Genomic DNA, 22167 nt, shown 5'->3' with positions numbered 1-22167 from the left:
CTACGCTGCTGCAGTGAGCACGAGGGCCGAGCAGTACACCGCGCAGGTCCGCCGCCGTGAGCAGCTCTCCGACCACCTGGTCCGCCTGGTCCTGGGCGGACCCGGGCTGGCCGGCTTCACCTCGACGGGGATCCCCGACGAGTGGGTCGGCCTGATCGTGCCCGGCCAGTTCCAGAGCCGGTACTACACGGTCCGGTCCTGGGCCGAGGGCGAGCTGGTCCTCGACGTGGCCGTCCACGACGTCGGGCTGGTGACCGAGTGGGCCCGCCGCGACGGCCCGGGCGAGGTCGTCGGGGAGACGGTCACGATCACCGAGCCGAAGGGCTCCTTCGCGCTGCCCGACGGGGCGCAGTGGCTGATGCTGGTCGGCGACCTGACAGCGATGCCGGCGATGGCCCGGATCGCCGAGCACAACCGGGCCCACCTGGACCTGCCGACCCGGATCTGGGCCGAGGTCCCCAGCGACGTGGCCGGCTACCTGCCCGAGGGGCCGGAGGTCACCTGGCTGGCCCAGCCCGGTGACGGGCGCAGCGCCCTGGCCGCGGCGGTCGAGTCGATCCAGTGGCCGGCCGGCGAGGGGTACTTCTGGATGGCGGGGGAGTCCGCGCAGATGCGGGCGATCCGCAAGCACCTGATGCGCGAGCGGCGGCTGCCGAGCACGGCGTACGACGTGATGGGCTACTGGCGCGGGGGTGCGGCCCGCCAGCCGCGCGCGGTCGACCCCGGTCCCGTGTGGCGCGCCGGCAAGGCAGCCGGCAGGACCGACGACCAGATCTGGGCCGACTACGACGCCCAGCAGGAACCAGCGAGGGACTCGTGAGCACCCCACCGAACGGCACCATCCCCCACCGGAGCGGCTTCGTGTCGTTCGTCGGCCGGCCCAACGCCGGCAAGTCCACGCTCACCAACGCGCTCGTGGGCGCGAAGGTGGTGATCACCAGCTCCAAGCCGCAGACCACGCGCACGGTCGTGCGCGGCATCGTGCACCGTCCCGACGCACAGCTGATCCTGGTCGACACCCCGGGCCTGCACCGGCCGCGCACCCTGCTCGGCGAGCGCCTCAACGACCTGGTGAAGACCACGCTCGCCGAGGTCGACATCGTGGCGGCGTGCTTCCCGGCCAACGAGAAGATCGGGCCGGGCGACCGGTTCATCGTCAACGAGATGGCGAAGGTCAAGCGGACCACCAAGGTCGCGATCGCCACCAAGACCGACCTGGCCACCCCCGAGCAGATCGGCCAGCACCTGCTCGACATCCAGGCCCTCGGCGTCGAGACCGGCACCCAGTGGGCCGAGATCGTGCCGGTGTCCGCGCAGGCCGGCGACCAGGTCGAGCTGCTCAAGGACCTGCTGGTCGGGCTGCTGCCCGAGGGGCCGCGGCTCTATCCCGACGGTGACCTCAGCGACGCGCCGGAGGAGATCCTGGTCGCCGAGCTGGTCCGGGAGGCGGCGCTCGAGGGCGTGCGCGACGAGCTTCCGCACTCGATCGCCGTCGTGGTCGAGGAGATGGGCCTGCGCGAGGGGCGTCCGGACGACAAGCCGCTGCTCGACATCCACGCCAACGTCTACGTGGAGCGGGACTCGCAGAAGGGGATCATGATCGGGCACAAGGGCGCCCGGCTGCGCAAGGTCGGCACCGACGCCCGACGCCAGATCGAGGCGCTCCTGGGCACCCCGGTCTACCTCGACCTGCACGTCAAGATCGCCAAGGACTGGCAGCGCGACCCCCGCCAGCTCCGCAAGCTCGGCTTCTAGCCCGCAGGAGCAGTCATGGCGTCTCGGACCTCTCCCCGGCCCCCGCAGGTCCGCGAGCTGCGGCTGCCCGGCCTCGCCGACGGCGACCCGGCCGACCTGGTCGGCAGCGCCGACCTGGAGTCGGTGCGGTACGCCGACCTCACGCTGTCCCGGCTCGACCTGCCCGGCGCCCGGCTGAGCGGCGTCCGGCTGCAGGGCGTGAGCGCGGCCGAGGCGGACCTGACCGGCGCCCGCCTCGCCGAGGTCCACCTGGACCTGGTCGACCTGCCGGTGGTCCGCGCCGGGCGAAGCCAGTGGCGCGAGGTCCAGGTCACCGGACGGCTGGGCTCGGTCGAGGCCCACGAGGCCCAGCTCCGCTCGGTGCACTTCATCGGCTGCAAGCTCGGCTTCGTCAACCTGCGCGGCGCCGAGCTCCTCGACGTCGCGTTCACCGACTGCGTCGTCGAGGACCTCGACCTGGTGCAGTGCCGGGCCCGCCGGGTCGGGTTCGCGGGCACCCGGGTCACGAACCTGCGGGTGCAGGACAGCGAGCTGCACGACCTCGACCTGCGCGGCGCGCGCCTGGACGGGGTCGCGGGGCTGATGCACCTGCGCGGCTCGACCCTGAGCCCCGCCCAGCTCGCCGACCTCGCGCCCGCGATGGCCGCGGAGCTGGGCATCGGCGTCGGGGACTGAGCCGGGCTGGCGGGTCCGAGGATCCCCGGTTAGTGCCCGAGAAGTACGCCGTGGCCCGAAGCTCAGTCGGGGACCCAGCAGCGCCCGTAGGTCTGGCCGTTGGCCCACTGCCGCCGGGTCGGCCACTCGTAGCCCCACTGGAAGCTGAGCGGGTCCTCGGCGCGGTCCCGGCCGGCGTCCTCGCAGACGCCCTGGCCGGCCCGCCGGGCCGCGGCGGCGCCGGGATAGCGCCGACCGGGCAGGTCCACGGTGGCGACGGCGCGCCAGGTGTGGCGTGCCGAGCAGATCACCCGCTCGAAGTCGGGCTCGTCGGGGGCCGCGGTGGCGCACATGCCGTACCGGTCGCGTCCGGCCTGGCCGTCGAGCACGCCGCGCAGCCGGCCCGACAGCCCCGCCAGCCGTCCGTCCCGCGCCACCGCGATCAGCTCGCAGCGGTACCAGGACGCTCCGGTGTCGGACTGCGCCACGGTCGGGGTGAACCAGACGGCGCGCAGCATCGACAGGCGCAGGTCCTCGGTGGAGCCGCCGACATAGCGGCGCAGACGCTTCGGGCAGGTGCTGGCGACCTGCTCCTGGACCGCCGCCGAGTCGACCCCGAGCAGGTGCCCGGCCAGCAGGTCGTCGAGGCTCCCGACCGCGAAGGTCACCGAGGTGTGCCGGCTCCCGCACCGCACCGGGGCGGCGTCACTGGTGGGGGCCAGCGCCTGGTCCCAGGTGAGCTGGTAGCAGGCGCCCGCGGCGGGCCGGGGTGCCGGACTCGCGGTCGCCGTCGGGGAGGAGCTGCCCGCGCTCGCCGGGCGGTCCTCCTCGTCCTCGGAGCCGCCGTCGTCGCCGGTGCAGGCGAGCAGCACGGGGACCAGCACGGCCAGCAGTGCGAGCAGCACCGCGTGGACGGGGCGGTGTCGGTACCTCACTCGCTCGTCCGGGCCCAGCAGACCGAGCGCCGGTTGCCGGCCTCCCACTCCGCCTTGTGGAACCAGGTGTAGGCGAAGTCGTAGCTGGCGGGGTACTCCAGCCAGGCGCCGACCCACTTGGAGCAGAAGTCGCGGCTGGTGACCTCCACGACCCGGTCGCCGGGGTAGGGATCGTCGGGCTCGCCGACCTGGATGGCGCTGACCGCCCGCCAGTCGTGCTCCTGCGAGCACGGCACCCGCGGCGCCCCGGTGACCGAGGCCCCCTGCACGCAGGCCATCCACTCGTCCGGGAGTCCCTGCAGCAGGCCCTCGGCGTCCTCCGGCAGCGGGGCGTACGCCGTGGTCTGCTCGCCGCCGCCCACGACGTCGCAGCGGTACCAGCGCGCGCCGTCCGCCCACGCCTCCTCGGAGGGGCGGAACCAGGCCCAGCTCAGCATGCTGCGCATCACCATGCTCTGGTCGGCGCCGAGGAACTCCATGAACCGGGCCGAGCAGGTGCGGTAGGCGAACGCGCCGAGCTGCTCGTCGTCGTGCTCGGCGTCAGCGAAGCGCTCGGGCAAGGTGCCGACCAGATAGGTCTGGGCGGTGTGCTCCTCGGTGCAGGGCACCGCGGGGCTGGCGTTGTCGGGGCGGGCGACGTCCTCGGGGGTGAGGACCCGGCACACGCCGTTCTCCGGCGGCTTCTCCGGGCTGGCCTGCGCCTCGGAGTCCTCGTCCGCGCCACCGCAGCCGGCCATCGCGAGGAGCAGGGCCAAGGCCGCCGTGGCGCGAGCGGCCAGGGGTGCGACGCGGCGCAACGCGTTCCTCCCGGTGCGGCTCGGCGGTGGACCGCTGTGATCCTAGCCGGTCGCCTGCTCAGCCCACCTGCTCGCGCAGGTTCTTCAGGATCCGGGTGAGCAGCCGGGAGACCTGCATCTGCGTGACTCCGAGGTCGGCGCCGATCTCCTCCTGGGTGCGGTCCTCGAAGAAGCGCAGGTAGAGGATGCGCCGGTCGCGCTCCGACAGGCTGCGCACGACCGGAGCCAGCGTGACCCGGGCCTCGCTGGCCTCGCGTGCGCGGTCCTCGTCGGCCACGAGCTCACCGAGGGTGGTCGGCGACTCGTGCGTGACCGGGGTGTCCAGCGAGGTCGGCTGGAAGCAGCCGAAGGCCTCGACGGCCTCGCGGTACTCGTCGTGGTTGATCCGCAGGTGCGCGAGGATCTCCAGCTCGGTCGGGTCCCGGCCCAGGTCGTGGGCCAGCTCCTCGATGCCCCGGTTGACCCGCCACTGCAGCTCCTGGATCCGGCGCGGTGGCCGCACCGTCCAGCCCTGGTCGCGGAAGTGGCGCTGCAGCTCGCCGCGGATCGTCGGCACCGCGTAGGTGAGCAGGTCGTTGCGCAGGCCGGCGTCGAAGCGCATCACGGCCTTGGTCAGGCCCTCGTAGGCGACCTGGACGAGATCGTCCTGCGCGATCCCGCGCCCGCGGTAGCGGGACGCCACGGCCTCGGCCACGCCGCGGTTGACCAGCACGACCTCCTCGAGGATCCGGGTCCGGGTCGCTGCGTCCTCGGCGATGGCCGCCAGCGCGAGCAGGTGGGTGGTGCGGGACGAGCGTTCCTTGCGGCTCAGTCCGCGGTCGCCGCTGCGGGGGCCGGCGGGGCGCCTGGTCGGGTCGCCCGGGGGCGTGCGGGGGTCAGTGGTCATGAGCATCCATCTCCCAAGATCGATGGAGGGTCCGCCGGCTGCGGTGGAGGCCAGTGACGTGCCCTGCGTCACCTCGACGGTACTCACCGCAGCCGCAAGCGCAAGCAGGTGCGGCCCGCCGGAAGGCGCTGTCCGGCCGGTCCCGCGCCCGGCGGTGGGCCCGAAGCCACCCCCTGGGGTGTGGTCGCAATGCCTCGTTACGGACCGACGGGGCCGGGGTACCGGCGTCCGGACCGCGCGACCGGGACGACGGATTCGGCGGTGACCATCCCTGGACGAGAGGCGCGGAGGCATGACGTGGCAGTGACCCCGCTGGTCGGTGCACACGGCGTACCCGCGAAGGTGTCCGCGTGAAGCACTATCGTCCCGAGCCCGCCGCTGCTGCCTTCGAGTACGCGACCTCGGCCCTGGCGCTCGCCGAGGGCCCCGAGCTGGTGCTCACCGCACAGAACTTCGCCGCGCGCACGGCGTACGGGGATCGGACGGGGCTGCCGCTCGGTGCGGCCTTCCCCAGTGCGGTCACGTCGGGCGTGGTCGAGCTCGCGAGCGAGGTGTACCGCACCGGGTCGGCGCAGGTGCGCGACGAGCTGCGTCTGGAGCTGCCCGGAGCCGGACCGATCCCCGACCTGCCCGGCGAGGTGTTCGTGCGGCTGAGCCTGTCGCCGACGCTCGCCGCCGACGGGTCCGTCGACGGGGTGCTGCTGGAGACCTCCGACGTGACCGCGTCCGTCTACGCCAAGCGGGCCGCGGACGCGCGCTCCGCTGACGCGAAGCGTGGTTTCGACGCCGCCGCCGACACGCTGGTCGTGCTCCAGGACGCCCTGCTGCCGGAGGGGCTCCCGGTCGTGCCGCGCCTCCAGCTGGCGGCGCGCTACCTCCTGGCCGAGGACGGCCCCACCGCCGGCGGGGACTGGTTCGACGCGATGGCGCTCGCCGACGGCCGCACGGTGCTGGTGGTCGGCGACGCGGTGGGCCATGGCGTGCGCGCCTCGGTGGTGATGGGTGAGCTGCGCACCCTGTTCGAGGAGCGGGTCCGCGTGGACGGCGATGTCCTCGGCGCCCTGGACCTGCTCGAGCGGCGGGCCCGGCGCGTGGCCGCCGCCCGCGCCGCGACGGTGTGCGTCGCGATCGTGGACGCGGACCGCCGCGCGATGCGCTACTGCACGGCGGGGCACCCGCCGCCGCTGCTGGTCGGCGAGGACGGCGAGGCGCGGTACCTGCCCCTGACCGGGGGCGCCCCGCTGGGGTCGGGGCAGCCGTTCCCGATGGCCGAGGTCCCGCTCTCCCCGGGGGACACCCTGGTGCTCTACAGCGACGGCCTGGTGCAGCGGCCGGGCCGCTCGACCGGCCAGAACACTCTGGACCTCGCCCAGACCGTCGCCCGCCTCGTCCGCGCTGCGCCCGAGGACCGGTGCGGCGAGACGCTGGTGGAGCTCATCGCCCGGGAGACGGTCGAGCAGCTGTCCCTGGTCGGCGGGGTCGAGGACGACGTCAGCCTCGTGGCGGCCCAGGTGGTCGAGCCCATCCCCGATCTCGCCATGACGATGCCGGCCTTCCCCGACGCCCTGCGCGCGGTGCGCCACAACGTCGCCGACTGGCTCGCCTCGCACCACATCGACGAGCTTGACGAGCTTGCGCTCCAGCACGCCGTGGGCGAGCTGGTCAGCAACGTGGTCGAGCACGCCTACCCGCCCGACGCGGACCGCGACACCGCGACGGTGACGGTCAGTGGCCGGCTGCGTCCTGACGGCGCGGTCGAGCTCACGGTCACCGACCGTGGCCGGTGGCGCCCGGCGCCGGCGGCCGGTGGCCGGGGCCGCGGCCTGGCGATGGCTCAGGGCTTCGCCGACGAGCTCGAGATCTCCGACCGTGCGGAAGGCACCACCGTGTGCGTGCGGCACTGGCCACGGGTCGCGGTCAGCCTGCTGACCTCCTCGGGCCCGCGCCGTCCCAGCCTCCGTGCCGGATCCGACTCGCTCGTCGTCTCCGGCGACGGTCCGGTCGTCGCCGTCAGCGGAGCACTCGACGGCCGGACCGCCGACGAGCTGCGGCACCGGCTGGGCCAGGTGAGCCGCGGGGGCACCAAGACGGTCCACCTTGACCTGTCCGATGTCCTCGTGCTGGCGAGTGCCGGCGTCCAGGTGCTCTACGAGGCGGGCGCGGGGCTTCCCCGGTCGCCACTGGTGCTGGTGGCGCCGGCGGGGTCGGTGGCCCAGCACGTGCTCGAGCTCGTGCAACTGCCGTACCTGACCCAGGTTCCGGATGATGAGACGCCGGGGGGTTCTTAGGCGCGACTTATGGCCGCGCACCCCCCATTTAGAGCGACATCCCTCTTCCGGCGATGCCAATCTCACCCGCAGGGGTGGGGTCCGCGGATGACTTCCAGCCCTGATACCCCTAGGGTCGGGGTATGGATGAGAGGCCGTTCGCGGTAACTGCGAGCCCCGGTGTGCTGAAGGTCAGTGGTTCCGTCGACGAGTACGCCGTGATCGCGCTGCGCAACGCGCTGCGCGAGCAGACCCAGGACTACACGCGCTCGCTCGCCGTCGAGCTGAGCGACGCCGACTACCTCCCGAGCGTCGCGGTGAGCGTGCTCGTCACCGCGATCCGCTCCGCAGGCCAGAACGGCGTGACGGTCTCCCTGGTCGCCAGGACCGGGACCATCGCCCAGCGGGTGCTGCTGGTGTGCGCCCTGCCGTACTCCACCGAGCTCCCCGACATCGCCGAGAGCAGCGAGACCCCGCCCGGCCCGTCCGTCGTCGCCTGACCGGTCCGCCGATCGGCTCGCGACGGATGTCGGGGGCCTCCAGCTCGGGCTGGCGTCAGTAGCTGAGCAGCGCGGCCAGCGTGCCGCCCAGCTGGTAGCCGGCCGCCGTGGCGTCGTCGTCGACGTCGCCGAGCACCTCCAGCACGGCGGCCGCCTGCGTCCACGGGAGCGCCTGGACGATGCTCTGCACCGAGCGCACGGCACCGGTGGTGTCGTAGCGTCCGTGCACCCACAGCCCGTACGGCTTGCGGCCACCGCCGGCTGCGGACGCCGCGCCGTCGTCGGCCAGCGCGCCGCCGGCCTCGAGGAAGATCGTGTCGAAGAAGTGCTTCAGGGCACCCGACATGTAGCCGAAGTTCGCCGGGGTCCCCAGTAGGTAGCCGTCGGCCTCGAGCACGTCGGCGGCCCGGGCCTCGAGGGCCCCCCGGACCACGACCTCGACGTCCGTGATCGCCTCGTCGCGGGTCCCCGCGAGCACGGCCTCGGTCAGTGCAGCGACGGACGGAGTGGGGGAGTGGTGGACCACGAGCAGACGCTTCATCGCCGCCAACGCTAACCGCCCCCCGTCCTGACGGACGAGGGGCGGCGCATGGTTCGGGTGGTGGTCAGACGGCGGCGTGCGTCCGGTCGGTGGACTCGTCGACCGCGAGGTCCTCGCGCAGCCCGTCGAGGATCCGGCTGAGCAGACGGGAGACCTGCATCTGCGTGACGCCGAGCTCCTGGCCGATCTGCGCCTGGGTGCAGTCCTCGGCGAACCGGAGGTGGAGGATGCGGCGGTCCCGCTCGGAGAGGCGGCGGACCACGGGCTGCAGCATGACCCGGGCTTCGAGCGCCTCGCGCTCGCTCTCGTCGTCGCTGGCGAGCAGGTCGCCGACGGTCATGTCCCCACCCTCGTGGAGGGTGTAGTCGAGGGACGCCGGCTGGAAGCAGCCCTGGGTCTCCAGTGCCTCGCGGACGTCGGCCACGGGGATCTCGAGCGCCTGGGCGATGTCCTCGGGCTTCGCCGGCCGGCCGTCCTCGAGGCCGGAACGGTGCAGCGCGACGACCCGCGAGTGGATCTCCTGGATCCGGCGCGGCGGACGCACGGTCCAGCCGTGGTCGCGGAAGTAGCGCTTGAGCTCGCCGCTCATCGTGGGCACGGCGTAGGAAAGGAAGTCGCGCTCCTGCGCGACGTCGAACTTGCGCGCGGCCCGCACCAGGGCACAGCACGCGACCTGCTCGAGGTCCTCGAGGGCCACCCCGCGGTTGCGGAAGCGGCGGGCCACGGCGTGGGCAACCTGGATGTTCAGGACCACAACCTCGTTCAGGAGCTCCTCGCGCTGCTCCGGGGACGCCTCGGCGGCCTCGGCGAGCAGGGAGGCAGTGCGTTCGCGACGGACCTGGTCCGGCGCCTGGCGGTGCATCGCTGCGGTGGTCATGGTGAGGTTGATGCCCGGGCCCAACCGAGTTGAAACTCAAAGCATCCGCAACTTCGGTGTGATCCCGGGCTCGGGAGGCGTCCCCCGTCAGGCCGGGCTCCTGCTGTACGTTCGCGCCATGCCGGGGACGAGCTCGAAGCTGCCGACGGTCGTCGTCGTCGATGACGTCGCCGATCTGCGCTCGGTCGTCCGCTCCCGGCTGCGCCTGTCCGGGCGCTTCGAGGTCGTCGGTGAGGGGCAGGACGGCCGCGAGGCCGTCGACCTGGTCGCCGAGCACCGGCCGGACCTGCTGCTGATGGACGTCTCGATGCCCGGCGTGGACGGCCTGCAGGCGCTGCCGGAGGCCCGGGCGGCCTCGCCCACGACGCGGGTCGTGATGTTCAGCGGGTTCGACGAGCACGGGCTGGCCGACCGGGCCCGCGCGCTAGGCGCCGCGGCGTACCTGCAGAAGTCGCTGACCCTGGACACGCTCGTCGACGACCTGCTCGAGGTCCTTCGGGACCCCTCGTCCACCGTCCTGGTGCCCCCGCCCGGAACCTCGAGCGACGGCGTCCCGGAGGAGGGCCCGGTGCTCGCCGAGCACCAGGAGCGGTTCCGCGAGGTCTTCGAGGACGCCGCGATCGGCATGGCCACGGTCACGCTCTCGGGGCGGATCGTGCGCAGCAACCGGCATCTCGCCGGCTTGCTGCAGCGGCCCGCGGCAGAGCTCCTCGGCAGTGCGTACGCCGAGGTCGTGACCGGGGTGGACGTCGAGGGGCTGATCCGCACGATCGTCGTCGACGGCCATGACGACGCCCGCGCCGAGCACACCGTGCCGGGTCGGCCCGGCGTGCTGCTGCAGTCGACGCTCACCCCGGTGCTCAGCGCCGAGCGGGAGCCGCTGTACCTGTTCCTCCAGGTGCAGGACGTCACCGGCCAGCGCGAGGCCGAGGCCGGGCTGCGCGAGAGCGAGCAGCGGTTCCGGCTGATGGTCGAGACCGTCCAGGACTATGCGATCTTCATGCTCGACCCCGACGGGCGGATCGCGAGCTGGAACGCGGGCGCTGAGCGGCACAAGGGCTACACGGCCGAGGAGGCCGTCGGGCAGCACTTCCGGATGTTCTACCCGCCGGAGGTCCGGGAGCGTCGCCATCCCGAGCACGAGCTGCAGCTCGCGCTGGCGCACGGGCGCTACGAGGAGGAGGGCTGGCGGCTCCGCAAGGACGGCAGCCGGTTCTGGGCCCAGGTGACGATCACCGCCGTGCGGCGTCCGGACGGGAGCCACCTCGGGTTCGCCAAGGTCACCCGCGACGTGACCGAGCGCCGCCGGCTGCTGCAGGAGCAGGAGGCGGCGGCCGAGGCCCTGGCCGCAGCCAACGAGCGGCTCCAGCAGGTGGCCGACGAGCAGGCCCAGTTCGTCGCGGTGACCGCCCACGAGCTGCGCGGGCCCGTGGGCACCATGGCGATGTCGGCGGAGACGCTGCGCCGGCACTGGGCGGACCTCGAGGCCGGGGAGCGCGATGAGTTCCTGCAGGCGATGGCGTCCAGCGCCAACCAGCTCAACCGGCTCCTCGCCGACCTGCTGACGGCCTCCCGGCTCCAGGCCAGCGCCCTGGAGATCCGGTCCGGCGCCGTCCCGGTGTGGCGACACCTCGAGGAACTTGCCAGCGTGCACCGCAAGGCGCATCCTCAGTCGGTGGTGCACCTCGAGGGGGACGAGGGCGCCATCGTCCACGCCGATCCCGGAAGACTGACGCAGGCCATGGAGAATCTCTTGGGCAACGCGCTGCGACACGGCCGCCCGCCGGTCCGGGTCCGGGTCGTGTCGCACCCCGCCACCGTCGACATCGAGGTCCGCGACGCCGGCGACGGAGTGCCGGAGACGATGCGCCAGCGGCTCTTCGACCGGTTCGCGACGAGCGGTCACGGCGGCGGCACCGGGCTGGGCCTGCACATCGTCCGGGAGCTGGCCCGGGCCCAGGGTGGCGACGCGGCGTACCGCCCCGCGGACGGCGCCTTCGTCCTGACCCTGCCGCGCGCCGAGGAGACACCATGAGCGCCGCCGGCCGACCCGGGGGCGTGGTCCGGGTGCTGCTCGTCGACGACGCCGTCGACGCCCGGCGCCTGGTGCGCACCGCGCTGCGCTTCCGCGGGGGCTTCGAGGTGACCGGCGAGGCCGGGACCTGCGCCCAGGCGGCCGAGCTCGCCGCCGAGCTCCAGCCGGACGTCATCGTGCTGGACCTCGGCCTGCCCGACCTGGCCGGCCGCGACGTGCTGGGCCGGGTCCGGGCGAGCGCGCCCGCCGCGAAGGTGGTCGTCTTCTCCGGCGCCGACCCCGACGACCGGCTCTGGTTCGAGGAGAACACCGCCGGCTACGTGCTCAAGAACGAGGACCTCGACTACCTCGTGGACCTGCTCGAGTCAGCCGGCCGCCCCGAGCAGCAGTCCGTCGAGGTGGACCTCCCGCAGGACCTCGGCAGCGTGCGCCAGGCGCGGTCGCTGGTGCGCAGCACCCTCGACGACTGGGAGCTCGGCCACCTGCTGGACGAGGCCTGCCTGGTCGTCAGCGAGCTGGCGACCAACGCGCTCAACCACGCGGAGTCCTCCTTCCGGGTGCGCGTCAGCCTGAACCCCGGCACCCTGCGCCTCGAGGTGGCCGACAGCGGCCCCGGTACGCCGGAGCCGCAGCCCCAGAGCGACACCCGGGAGGGCGGCCGGGGACTGGTGCTGATCGCCGCCATGTCGGCCTCGTGGGGCATCGAGGAGTCGGCGCGCGGCAAGGTGGTCTGGGCCGAGCTGGCCCGCGAGGTCTCCTGAGCTCGAGCTCGCCCCCCGTCGCGATGGCCGCCAGGATGGCGGGATGGACGACACACGCACGATGCGGGAGCGGATGCTCGCCGGCGACCTCTACCTCGCCGACGACCCGGAGCTGGTCGAGGCCACTCGCGCTGCCCAGGACCTTGCTGCGACGTACAACGCGACGACCAGTCGCCAGGAGCCGCTGCGCCGCCTGATCCTCGAACAGCTGCTCGGCGCCGTCGGGGAGGACACCGACCTGCGACCGCCGGTGCAGGTCGACTACGGGACGAACATCCGGATCGGTGCGCGCTGCTTCGCGAACTTCGGGCTGCTGGCCCTCGACGTCGCCGCCATCACGATCGGCGACGACGTCCAGATCGGGCCGAACGTGCAGCTGCTCACCCCCACCCACCCGGTCGAGCCGGAGGCCCGCCGCGCCAAGTGGGAGGCCGCGCGCCCGATCACGATCGGGGACAACGTCTGGCTCGGCGGCGGGGTGATCGTCTGCCCCGGGGTGCGCATCGGCGAGAACACAGTGGTCGGCGCCGGCTCGGTCGTGACCCGGGACCTGCCGGCGAACGTGGTCGCCGTGGGCAACCCGGCACGGGTGATCCGGTCGGTGGCCGAGGCCTGAGACGTCCTCGACCTCACCCCGGGCGACCTTCACCCCTGGGGGTGAAATCGAATGAGAGGGGTGTTTTCGCGGCGGCGAAGGGGTAAATCAGATGTCAGGAACACCGCTCGCCCCCGTCGGACTTACGCAGTTCCGGACGGGGGCGTTGCGGTTTCCGGCCGGCTCAGCGCCGGCCCAGGCCGCAGGTGGCCGGCCCCTCCAGGACCTCGCCGTCCGGGCCGAACCGCGAGCCGTGCAGCGGGCAGTCCCAACTGCGCTCGGCGTCGTTCCAGCGCACCACGCCACCGAGGTGGCTGCAGACCGCGGAGACCCGTCGCTCGGTGCCGTCGACCGTCGACACCGCCGTGGGCGGGCCGGCGTGGTCCAGGCGGACGGTGCCCTGGCCCTCGGTCGGGGGCGTGCCGGCACCCGGGTGCAGGGCCGGGCGCAGCCAGCCGCCGGCCATCTCCAGGGCGACCTCGCCGTTGAGCTTGGCGGTGTCGAGCGCGCCGCGCAGCTCGGCGCGCTGCCACGGGCGCAGGATGTCGGCCCACGGCCGCTGCTCCCCGAGGACCTGGCCGGCGACCGCGAGGGCGGCCGCCACGCCGTTGGTCATGCCCCACTTGGAGTAGCCGCCGGCGACCAGCACCTCGTCGGCTCCGGGCAGCACCGGGCCGGCGAACGGCAGACCGTGGTGGGGGACGTAGTCCTGTGCGGACCAGGCGTGGGTCTCCTCCGCGTCGGGGAACCAGTGCGCGGTCCACTCCCGCAGCCCCTCGATCCGCTGCTGCTCCGAGACCGGGGCGCCGACCTTGTGCCCGTTGCCGCCGACGAGCAGCAGTGAGGCGCCGTCGGTGCCGGGGGCGTCGCGCAGGGACCGCGACGGGGAGTCGGCGGAGAGGTACATCCCGTCCACGTGCGGCTCGGCGGTCCGGAACGCCAGGCCGTAGGAGCGCGACGGCGACATCCGGGCGAAGAACCCGCCGCGGTCCAGCACCGGCATGTTGGTGGCGACCACGACCGTGCGAGCCGTCGCGGTGCCGTGCTCGGAGACGACCTGCACCGGGTCCTTGCCGGTCACCCGGCGGACCCGCACCCCCTCGACGAGGCGTACGCCGTGCGCCACTGCCTCCCGGGAGAGCGCCTCGAGCAGCTCGCACGGATCGACCTGCTTCTGGTCGGCCAGCCGCACCGCACCGCGGGTGGGGTAGGGCAGCGGCACCTCGTCGAGCCACTCAGCCTCGAGGCCCGCGGTCCGCACCGCCTTGAGCTCCGCGCGGATCATCCGCTCGCCCAGCGCCGTGGTGGCGTAGGTGTAGGCGGGCCGGTCCTGGATGCCGACCTGCTGGTCGGCGCAGAACCGGACCAGCCAGGCCTGGGCCTCGAGGTTCGCCTCGGCGTAGCGGCGCAGGACCTGGTCCGGATGCCGGCGGGAGAGCCGGGAGAACTGGGTCCCCTGGAGCAGGCTGATCTTGGCGGTGCTGCGCCCGGTGGTGCCGACGCCGACGTGCCCGGCCTCGACCACCAGCACCGAGCGCCCGGCGCGGGCCAGCAGCACGGCGGTGGTCAGCCCGGTCAGGCCGCCCCCGACCACGACGACGTCGTGCTCGCCGGACAGGCTCGCAGGGGTGCTCGCCTCGAGGGGCGAGCGTGGGTGCCGGTCCTGCCAGAGGGAGGTCAGTGCCACGGGGAGGCTCCTGGGTCGGTTCGGTGGGTCAGTCGCGGTCGGCGCGGGCGTCGGTCCGGTGCGGGTCCTGGTCCGGTGCGCCGGCGCTCTCGCGCAGCTCCCGGCCGCGTTGGCGGTCCTTGGCCTCCTGCTTCTGCTTCTTGTCGATGTTGCGGGTGTCGCGGGGCGGCAGCTGGATCGTCTCCTCGGCCGCGACGCCGGACTGCAGCTCGCGGCCGCGCTCCAGCTCCGCGTCGAGCTCGGCGCCGAACAGCAGGGCGATGTTGGTGATCCACAGCCACAGCAGGAAGACGATGACGCCCGCGAGGGCGCCGTAGGTCTTGCTGTAGGAGGAGAAGTTCGCGACGTAGAAGCCGAACGCGAGCGAGAGCAGGATCCAGGTGAGGATCGCGAGCACGGCGCCGACGCTGATCCAGCGGAACTTCGGCTGCTTGACGTTCGGAGTCGCGTAGTAGAGGAGCGCGACGATGATCACGACCACGGCGAGCAGGACCGGCCACTTGGCGATGTTCCAGACGGTCACGACGCTCGAGCCGAGGCCGACCGCCTCGCCGACCGACTCGGCGACCGGGCCGGTCAGCACCAGGGCGAGCAGGACCAGCGCGGCCAGGATCACCACGATCACCGTGACCAGCAGCATCATCGGGCGCAGCTTCCAGATGGGCCGGCCCTCGTCGATCTCGTAGATGCGGTTCATGGCCCGGCCGAACGCGCCGACGTAGCCGCTGGCCGACCACAGCGCGCCGAGGAGACCGAGGATCAGGGCGAGACCGGCACCCTGGGAGCCGCTGAGCTCGCGCAGGGTGGGGCCGACGGTGTCGGCGACGCCGCCGGCGCCGACGTCGGAGAGGATCTTGAGTACCTCGTCGACGGCCTTGCCGTCCTGCCCGACCAGCCCGAGCACCGAGGTCAGCGCGATGGCGGCCGGGAACAGCGCCAGGACGGCGTAGTAGGTCAGGGCGGCGGCCAGGTCGGTGCACTGGTCGTCGGAGAACTCCCGGACGGTCTTGCGGGCGACGTAGAACAGCGAGGGCTTGCGCAGGTCGGTGGGGGAGTCGACCTTCTCGTCCTCCGGGTCCGACCCGGGGGCGGGGCGACCGGTGTCAGCGCTGCTCGAATTGGGTGAGCTCATGCGCTGCGGTGCCCCGCTCCCGGGGGTTTGATGCGCCCGGAGGCGTCGGTCAGACCGTGGTGGCGAACCGGTCCCAGACGCGGTGGAACGCCATCTGCTCCTGGACCTCGGTGAAGACCGCCGCGGCGGAGTCGCCCGTCACGACGCCGGCGTCACCGACCGGGATGCCGGCCGCCGTGATGGCCGCCGTGCCCGCGCCCCAGGCGCCGATCACCTTGGCGTGGCGGTGGCACTCCTGCACCAGCAGGCTGACCCGCGGGTCCACGGCCGGGTCGCCCACGGCGCCGGACTTGTCGTCGCGGTTGGTCAGCGCGTCCGGCGCCGGCTTCGGGCTGCCGGCCAGGAGCAGCACGTCGACCTCGACCGAGCGTCCGGTCGCGAACGTGCGCTGCACGGGCATGCCGCCCACGGTCCCGCCGTTCGGGCCGAACAGCAGCGGCACCATGCCGGCCTCGTGGATGGTGCGGCGCAGCGCCTCGACCCCGTCCAGGTCGCCGTCCGGGTCGACGACGATGCCGATCATCCGCCCGTCGGGCGGGAACGGCCCCTTGATCTGGGAGAGCGCCGGGCTCGGCTCGACGTCCGCGAGCGGCACAGTCGGCTCCGGCGCGGGCAGACCCAGTCCGGTCGCGACCTCCTGGCACAGCACCGGGTCGATGTTGGCCAGGCTCTGGAGCTGGCGCTCCTTGACCGCCTGCTCGTAGCACTTGCCGAGCTCGAAGGTGTAGGCCCGGATGATGTGCTCCTTCTCGACCGGGGTCATGCTCAGCCAGAACTGGCGCACCTGGCTGTAGTGGTCGTCGAAGGAGGCCGGGTTCTCCCGGACCTTGGTCGCCTCCGCGACCTTGACCGCCGCCTCGATGAAGGCCCGGGTCTCCTCGTCGGAGAGGTCCGCGCCCGCGGCGAACGGGCAACCGCCGTCCAGCGAGTTCGGCTTGTACGGCGCGACGCCGCTGTGCACGGCGTGCTGGTGGAAGCCGTCGCGGAACATGTCGTTGGTCGGCACGTGCGGACGGTTGACCGGGATCTGGTTGTAGTTCGGCCCGCCCAGCCGGGACAGCTGGGTGTCGACGTAGGAGAACAGCCGGGTCTGCAGCAGCGGGTCGTCGGTGACGTCGATGCCGGGCACCAGGTGTCCGACGTGGAAGGCGATCTGCTCGACCTCGGCGAAGAAGTTCGTCGGGTTGGCGTTCAGGGTGAGCTTGCCGATGGGCTGCACCGGCGCGATCTCCTCGGGCACGATCTTCGTGGGGTCGAGCAGGTCGATCCCGGCGAACATCTGGTCGGGCTCGTCGGGGAACACCTGGACCCCGAGCTCCCACTCCGGGTGGGCGCCGGCCTCGATGGCGTCGTACAGGTCGCGGCGGTGGAAGTCGGGGTCGATGCCGCCGATCAGCTGCGCCTCCTCCCAGGTCAGGGAGTGCACGCCGAGCTTGGGCTTCCAGTGGAACTTCACCAGCGAGGTGCCGCCGTCGGCGTTGATGCACCGGAACGTGTGGACCCCGAAGCCCTCCATCATCCGGTAGGAGCGCGGGATGCCCCGGTCGGACATGTTCCACATCGTGTGGTGCTGGGCCTCGGTGTGCAGCGAGACGAAGTCCCAGAAGGTGTCGTGGGCGCTCTGGGCCTGGGGGATCTCACGGTCCGGGTGCGGCTTGCCGGCGTGGATGACGTCGGGGAACTTGATGCCGTCCTGGATGAAGAAGACCGGGATGTTGTTGGCGACCAGGTCCCAGTTGCCCTCGTCGGTGTAGAACTTCGTCGCGAAGCCACGGGTGTCGCGCACGGTGTCGGCCGAGCCACGCGAGCCCAGCACCGTCGAGAAGCGCACGAAGACCGGGGTCTCCTTGCCCTTGGCGAACAGCCCGGCCATCGAGACCGAGGCTGCGGTGCCGTAGCCCTCGAAGACGCCGTGAGCGCCCGCACCGCGGGCGTGGACGACGCGCTCGGGGATGCGCTCGTGGTCGAAGTGGGTGATCTTCTCGCGCAGGTGGTGGTCCTGCAGCAGGGTCGGGCCACGCCGCCCGGCCTTCAGCGAGTGGTCGGTGTCGCGCAGCCGGGTGCCGGTCGAGTTCGTGAGGTACGCCGCCTGCTGGGCGCGGGCGGTCGGCGGGGCCCCGGTCTGGGCGCCGGTCGCGGTGCCCGTGGCGGGAGCGCCCTGGTCCGGCTTCGGCGGCAGCGGCGGGACCGGGGCCGTCGGCTCCTCGAGCGGCGCCGGCGCCGGTCCGGGGCCACCCGGCACCGGAACGTCGCCGAGCGACTCGAGCTTGCGGATCGCGGCCTTTGCGGTCTCCTTGGGGTCCATCACTGGCCTTTCGTAGAACGTGTTGAGCGAACAGACCGCGGTACCCGTCGACACCGCCGCCGACACGGCGGGCTCCGGGCCCGCGCCGGAGTGGTCTGCGCCTCGCCCCCACGGCGATTGGTGGGGTCCGGCGCCGGGTACTTTCTCGCCATGATCGAGACCTTGACCCGCGCGGGGCGCACGTGCTGACGCCGAAGGCCCGGGGCGCGTTCAGCGCCGCCGTCTTCGAGGCGATGAGGTCGGGGGAGGGGCGCGTCGCCGACGTGGCCCCGGAGTCGCCGGATGACGCCGCGATCGCGCTGTGGGGGCTCTTCGAGCTGCACTACCGCGGGTTCGAGGACGTCGACGACGACCTGGAGTGGCACCCCGGCCTGCTGGCCGTGCGGCACGAGCTCGCCACGGACCTCGAGCGCCGGCTGCGCGAGCGCTGGACGCCGTACGCCGTCAGCGGGAGCACGGCGGCCGAGGTCGGCGCCGAGCTGTTCGCCTACATCGAGGACCACGACGGCCCGTCGCTGGCGCGCTACGTCCACACCACCGCGGAGACCGATCAGGTGCTCGACCTGCTGCGCTGGCGCTCGGTCTACCACCTCAAGGAGGCCGACCCCACCTCGTGGGTCGTCCCGCGGCTGACGGCTCGCCCCAAGGCGGCGCTGATGGAGCTGCAGTTCGACGAGTACGGCAACGGCGACCCCGCCCAGCTGCACCACCGGCTGTGGGAGCGGGGGATGGAGGGCGTCGGCCTGCGCTCGGAGTACGGCGCCTACGTCGACGAGGCGCCGCTGGAGGCCCTGGAGCAGAACAACGCGATGAGCCTGTTCGGGCTCAGCCGCAAGCTGCGCGGCGCCGCGCTCGGCCATCTCGCTGCCTTCGAGGCGACCAGCTCGCTGCCGTCGCGGAAGATGGCGCAGGGCCTGGACCGGCTCGGCATGGACGCCGCGCTCATCGGCTACTACACCGAGCACGTCGAGGCGGACGCGGTGCACGAGCAGCTGGCGGCCCGCGACATCTGCGGGGTGCTGGTCGAGGAGGAGCCGGCCCTGGGCGAGGACGTGTTCTTCGGCGCCTTCACCTGCCTGGACCTCGAGGACCGCTTCGCCCACCACGTGCTCGGCCTGTGGGGGGCGGACGCGTGAGCGACCGCGAGCGGCCCGGGCGCCCGGACATCGTCCTGTGCCCGGGCGGGCCGATGCTGCTGCGCGGGGACCACGTCATCGAGGACGCCGACGGCAACGAGCACCGCACCCACCGCCCGGTCTCGGCCGTGTGCCGCTGCGGCAAGTCCGCCTCGCAGCCGTGGTGCGACGGCACCCACAAGGTGTTGCCCGCCAAGTTGCGTCCCTGACGCGGGGTCTCGACACGCTCGCTGCGCTCGCGGCTCGACCACCGGGCCGACGCGCTCGCGGCTCGACCACCCGGGCCGACGCGCTCGCGGCTCGACCACCGGGCCGACGCGCTCGCGGCTCGACCACCGCGCCGACGCGCTCGCGGCTCGACCGCCGGGCCAGGGTCAGGCGTCGCGGCGCACGCGGGCGAGGACGCCGCGCTCGTACTCGCGGACCTCGACCAGGGCGAGGTCGGCGTACGTCGTGAGGCCGGAGCCGACCGCCTCGGCCTGCTCGGTGGTGCCCAGCTGGAGCAGCAGCGAGCCGCCGGGCAGCAGGTGGGCGGCGGCGGTCTCCACGCAGGTCCACGCCAGCGCGAGCCCGTCGTCGCCGCCGTCGATGGCCAGCAGCGGGTCGCCCGGGAACCGGCCGGTCTCGGCCCGGCGCACCCACGGCGGGTCCGCCTGGACCAGCGCGTAGCGCTCCTCGGCGGCCAGCACGGCGTCCAGCGCGCCCTCCCGGACCTCGACCAGGTCGGCGAGCCCGGCGTCGGCGGCGTTGCGGCGTGCGTAGTCGCAGGCGACCGGGTTGAGGTCGACAGCGACCAGCGGACGGCGCTCCCGGGCGACCGTGAGCAGGCCGATCTGCCCGGCCCCGGTGCACAGCTCCAGCACCGGGCCGTCGGGACCGCCGCGCAGCAGCTCGGCGCCCCACTCCGCCTGCGCGACGGTCCAGGACCGCGGCCGGAGCACCCGCTCGTCGTGCCGGATCCGCAGCTCGGCGAAGTCCGCGACCTCCTCGGGGGGCACCACCGTGTCGCTCAGCTCAGCCGTCATCGCAGTCCTCCGGGGACGAGTCGTCGGACCCGGGCGTGTGCCAGGGCCGCGCGGGCGGCGTTCATGCCGCACGCGCCGTGCACGCCGCCGCCGGGATGGGCGGAGGCAGAGCCAAGATAGAGCCCCCCGATGCCGGTCTCGGCACGGCCCAGCCCGGGGACCGGGCGGAAGATCAGTTCCTGGTGCAGCTGGGCGGTGCCGCCGCCGACGGCGCCGCCGATCAGGTTGGCGTTGCGGGCCTCGAGCTCGCGCGGCCCGAGCACCCGGCGGGCCCGGACCCGGCTGCCGAAGCCGGGCGCGAGCCGCTCGAACCGCTCCTGCATCCGGTCGGCGAAGCGCTCGCAGTCCGCGGAGTCCCACACGCCGCGCACCGAGCCGTCCCCGGCGTCGCGGGTGCTGTGCTGCGGCACGTGGGTGTAGGCCCACAGCGACTCGGTGCCCGCGGGGGACCTGCTGGGGTCGGTGGTGGTCATCTGGCCGGCGAGCATGAACGGCTGAGCCGGGATCGCGTGCGCGGAGACCTGGCTGAGGGCCTCCGACATCTGGTCGACGGAGTCGGCCACGTGCACGGTGCCCGGGGCGTACGGCGGAGGCGTCGCCCAGGGGACCGGGCCGTCCAGGGCCCAGTCCACCTTGACCGTGCCGGGGTCCATCCGGAACTCGCGCATGCCGCGCACGACCCGGTCGGGCAGGTGCTCCTCGGCGACCAGGCCGCCGAACAGGCGCGGAGCCGAGACGTCGGCGACGACCGCGTGCCGGGCGGTGTAGCGCTCGTCGGCGGTGCGCACGGCCCGGGCCCGGCCGCCCTCGACATCGATGGCCACGACCTCGGCCGAGCACCGGATCTCGCCGCCCCCGCTGGTGAACCGGCGCGCGAGGGCCTCGGCGAGGCCGCCCGAGCCGCCGCGGGGGACCGGGAACCCCACGGTCTGACCGAGCATGGTCATCATCAGGCCCATCAGTCCGGAGCCCGGAGAGTCCAGGGGGATGTCGGCGTGCCCGGAGTTGCCGGCGATCAGCAGCGGCGCGCCCGAGCCGCCGAACCGGTTGCGGCCGAGCTCGACCGCGGGCAGCAGCAGGGTCCGCACGAACGAGAGCCCGCCCACCGAGCGCAGCCGCGCCAGCATCCCGAGGCCGTTGCGGACCGGCGGGAACGGGCTGAGCAGCGCACCGATGAGCTGGCCGCCGATCCGGTCCCACTGCGCGCACAGGTCGAGCCAGGCCTCGCCGTCGCCCGCGTGGGCGTCCTCGAGCAGGCCGGCCGTCACGGCGCGGTCGCGGTGCAGCACGGCCCAGGAGCCGTCCGGCCGGGGGTGGCCGAGCACGGCCGGGGCGTGCACCCACTCCAGGCCGTGCTCCTCCAGGCGCATGGCCTGCACGTGCGGCGAGGCGTGCGCGAGCGGGTAGAACGCGCTGAACATGTCGTGCACGAAGTCCGGGTCGACCGAGCGGTCGCTGTGGACGGCGCCGCCCACGTGGGGCTGCGCCTCGAGGACCAGCACCGACCAGCCGCGGTCCAGGAGGTGGTTCGCCGCGACCAGACCGTTGGGTCCGGACCCGACGACGACGGCGTCGTACGCCGTCACGGCCGCCGCTCGGCGACGTAGGCCAGCCGGCGCAGGCTCTCCACGTTGCGCCAGTGCAGCTGGGGGTCGCGCAGTGGCTTCGGCATCAGCCGGGCCGGGCCGGCGGTGGCGTCCTCCTCCATCACGACCTCGGTGCGGCCCTCCAGCGGTCGCAGCCGGACCACGACCTCGGCTTCGCCCGCGGGCCACGCGCGGGCCCGCAGCCGCAGCATGGAGCCCGGGGTCGCGTCCAGGACCTCGGTGAAGTCGTCGATCAGCGCGGGCCAGGTCCCGACCGAGTGGTGCAGCCGGGAGCCGGGCTCGGGCCAGCTCTCGTCCACCTCGCGCATCCGGGAGGCGCCGACCACCCACAGCGGGTAGAGCCAGCCGTCGGCGAGGACCGACCACACCTTCTCGGGGGTGGCGTCGACGACCCGCGTCGTCGTGCTCATCCGGTCGTCCCGGGGACGGCGGTGGCACCGACGAGCGCGACGCTCTGGGGCTGCTGCTCCATGTCGGTCTCGTCACCACCGCGGCTGAGGGCGACGAAGATGAGAACCACCCCGACGACGAGGAAGACCGTGACCGCCCACGCGGCGCCGACCTTGCTGCTGACCTTCATTCGATTCCTTCCGCTCAGTGGCTGTGCCGGCGCCCCGGTACCCAGCGGCACCCCGGCGACACGACGGCCGGGGGCGGTGGCGGTGCGCTACA

Annotated in this window: 22 protein-coding genes; 10 read left to right on the top strand and 12 right to left on the bottom strand. The window is 73.5% G+C overall.

Annotated features, from left to right (window positions below):
* The first annotated feature begins 13 nt into the window (after positions 1–13).
* From EBO35_RS13140 to EBO35_RS13130, 3 genes are read left to right on the top strand one after another with little or no spacing between them, the layout of a single operon-like run.
* Positions 14–820: a siderophore-interacting protein gene (locus EBO35_RS13140; protein ID WP_122818098.1), complete on the top strand. Its 807-nt coding sequence runs from the start codon at positions 14–16 to the stop codon at positions 818–820.
* Positions 817–1755, top strand: coding sequence for a GTPase Era (era, locus tag EBO35_RS13135; protein WP_122818097.1), 939 nt, complete (start codon positions 817–819; stop codon positions 1753–1755). Before EBO35_RS13140 ends, era begins: the two co-directional genes overlap by 4 nt.
* A gap of 15 nt (positions 1756–1770) precedes the next feature.
* A complete protein-coding gene (locus EBO35_RS13130) occupies positions 1771–2430 on the top strand; it encodes a pentapeptide repeat-containing protein (RefSeq protein ID WP_122818096.1) in 660 nt (219 codons plus the stop codon).
* Positions 2431–2492: 62 nt separating this feature from the next.
* Here the strand turns inward: EBO35_RS13130 and EBO35_RS13125 are convergent, their stop codons facing one another.
* From EBO35_RS13125 to EBO35_RS13115, 3 genes are read right to left on the bottom strand one after another with little or no spacing between them, the layout of a single operon-like run.
* Complete coding sequence (locus tag EBO35_RS13125) at positions 2493–3314, bottom strand: septum formation family protein (protein ID WP_241153692.1); 822 nt, start codon at positions 3312–3314, stop codon at positions 2493–2495.
* 26 nt (positions 3315–3340) lie between these two features.
* Positions 3341–4141: a septum formation family protein gene (locus EBO35_RS13120; RefSeq protein ID WP_241153691.1), complete on the bottom strand. Its 801-nt coding sequence runs from the start codon at positions 4139–4141 to the stop codon at positions 3341–3343.
* A gap of 58 nt (positions 4142–4199) precedes the next feature.
* The gene (locus tag EBO35_RS13115) at positions 4200–5027 is read right to left on the bottom strand and encodes a sigma-70 family RNA polymerase sigma factor (protein WP_164477960.1); all 828 of its coding nucleotides are present in this window, start codon (positions 5025–5027) and stop codon (positions 4200–4202) included.
* A 350-nt stretch (positions 5028–5377) separates the two neighbouring features.
* Between EBO35_RS13115 and EBO35_RS13110 the strand changes: the two genes are divergently transcribed.
* Positions 5378–7315: a SpoIIE family protein phosphatase gene (locus tag EBO35_RS13110; RefSeq protein ID WP_122818093.1), complete on the top strand. Its 1938-nt coding sequence runs from the start codon at positions 5378–5380 to the stop codon at positions 7313–7315.
* Positions 7316–7437: 122 nt separating this feature from the next.
* Positions 7438–7794, top strand: a complete 357-nt coding sequence (locus EBO35_RS13105) for an STAS domain-containing protein (protein ID WP_122818092.1) — start codon at positions 7438–7440, stop codon at positions 7792–7794.
* Between the two features lie 55 nt (positions 7795–7849).
* Here EBO35_RS13105 and EBO35_RS13100 read toward each other — a convergent pair whose 3' ends face one another.
* Together EBO35_RS13100 and EBO35_RS13095 are read right to left on the bottom strand one after the other, a co-directional pair.
* Complete coding sequence (locus EBO35_RS13100) at positions 7850–8335, bottom strand: flavodoxin family protein (RefSeq protein WP_122818091.1); 486 nt, start codon at positions 8333–8335, stop codon at positions 7850–7852.
* Between the two features lie 64 nt (positions 8336–8399).
* Entirely contained in the window at positions 8400–9212 is an 813-nt protein-coding gene (locus EBO35_RS13095) for a sigma-70 family RNA polymerase sigma factor (protein ID WP_122819755.1), read from the bottom strand.
* Between the two features lie 118 nt (positions 9213–9330).
* On the opposite strand from EBO35_RS13095, the gene EBO35_RS13090 reads away from it, so the two are divergent.
* The 3 genes from EBO35_RS13090 to EBO35_RS13080 are packed head-to-tail and all read left to right on the top strand — an operon-like array spanning position 9331 to position 12624.
* Complete coding sequence (locus tag EBO35_RS13090; protein WP_241153690.1) at positions 9331–11247, top strand: PAS domain S-box protein; 1917 nt, start codon at positions 9331–9333, stop codon at positions 11245–11247.
* Complete coding sequence (locus tag EBO35_RS13085) at positions 11244–12008, top strand: ATP-binding protein (protein WP_122818089.1); 765 nt, start codon at positions 11244–11246, stop codon at positions 12006–12008. Before EBO35_RS13090 ends, EBO35_RS13085 begins: the two co-directional genes overlap by 4 nt.
* A gap of 43 nt (positions 12009–12051) precedes the next feature.
* Positions 12052–12624, top strand: coding sequence for a sugar O-acetyltransferase (locus EBO35_RS13080; RefSeq protein WP_122818088.1), 573 nt, complete (start codon positions 12052–12054; stop codon positions 12622–12624).
* Between the two features lie 163 nt (positions 12625–12787).
* On the opposite strand, the gene EBO35_RS13075 is transcribed toward EBO35_RS13080, so the two are convergent.
* From EBO35_RS13075 to EBO35_RS13065, 3 genes are read right to left on the bottom strand one after another with little or no spacing between them, the layout of a single operon-like run.
* Complete coding sequence (locus EBO35_RS13075; protein ID WP_206422561.1) at positions 12788–14290, bottom strand: FAD-dependent oxidoreductase; 1503 nt, start codon at positions 14288–14290, stop codon at positions 12788–12790.
* 28 nt (positions 14291–14318) lie between these two features.
* Positions 14319–15422, bottom strand: coding sequence for a YihY/virulence factor BrkB family protein (locus EBO35_RS13070; protein WP_122818087.1), 1104 nt, complete (start codon positions 15420–15422; stop codon positions 14319–14321).
* A gap of 49 nt (positions 15423–15471) precedes the next feature.
* Positions 15472–17727 carry a catalase gene (locus EBO35_RS13065; RefSeq protein ID WP_122819751.1) on the bottom strand — a complete coding sequence of 752 codons (2256 nt, stop codon included), beginning with the start codon at positions 17725–17727 and terminating at the stop codon, positions 15472–15474.
* Between the two features lie 182 nt (positions 17728–17909).
* Here EBO35_RS13065 and EBO35_RS13060 point away from each other — a divergent pair, with 182 nt between their 5' ends.
* Together EBO35_RS13060 and EBO35_RS13055 are read left to right on the top strand one after the other, a co-directional pair.
* Positions 17910–18863 (top strand): iron-containing redox enzyme family protein, encoded by a 954-nt coding sequence (locus EBO35_RS13060; RefSeq protein ID WP_241153689.1) that lies wholly within the window; start codon positions 17910–17912, stop codon positions 18861–18863.
* Complete coding sequence (locus EBO35_RS13055) at positions 18860–19072, top strand: CDGSH iron-sulfur domain-containing protein (RefSeq protein ID WP_241153688.1); 213 nt, start codon at positions 18860–18862, stop codon at positions 19070–19072. Before EBO35_RS13060 ends, EBO35_RS13055 begins: the two co-directional genes overlap by 4 nt.
* 165 nt (positions 19073–19237) lie before the next feature.
* Here EBO35_RS13055 and EBO35_RS13050 read toward each other — a convergent pair whose 3' ends face one another.
* The 4 genes from EBO35_RS13050 to EBO35_RS19515 are packed head-to-tail and all read right to left on the bottom strand — an operon-like array spanning position 19238 to position 22075.
* Positions 19238–19888 (bottom strand): RsmD family RNA methyltransferase, encoded by a 651-nt coding sequence (locus EBO35_RS13050; RefSeq protein ID WP_122818086.1) that lies wholly within the window; start codon positions 19886–19888, stop codon positions 19238–19240.
* Positions 19885–21474 (bottom strand): phytoene desaturase family protein, encoded by a 1590-nt coding sequence (locus EBO35_RS13045; RefSeq protein WP_122818085.1) that lies wholly within the window; start codon positions 21472–21474, stop codon positions 19885–19887. The genes EBO35_RS13050 and EBO35_RS13045 overlap by 4 nt, the downstream gene beginning before the upstream one ends.
* Entirely contained in the window at positions 21471–21905 is a 435-nt protein-coding gene (locus tag EBO35_RS13040) for an SRPBCC family protein (protein WP_122818084.1), read from the bottom strand. The genes EBO35_RS13045 and EBO35_RS13040 overlap by 4 nt, the downstream gene beginning before the upstream one ends.
* A complete protein-coding gene (locus tag EBO35_RS19515; protein ID WP_164477959.1) occupies positions 21902–22075 on the bottom strand; it encodes a hypothetical protein in 174 nt (57 codons plus the stop codon). The genes EBO35_RS13040 and EBO35_RS19515 overlap by 4 nt, the downstream gene beginning before the upstream one ends.
* Positions 22076–22167 lie beyond the last annotated feature (92 nt).

Source organism: Nocardioides pantholopis (genome assembly GCF_003710085.1).
Taxonomy (GTDB): domain Bacteria; phylum Actinomycetota; class Actinomycetes; order Propionibacteriales; family Nocardioidaceae; genus Nocardioides; species Nocardioides pantholopis.
This window is presented reverse-complemented; position numbering and strand designations above follow the sequence as displayed.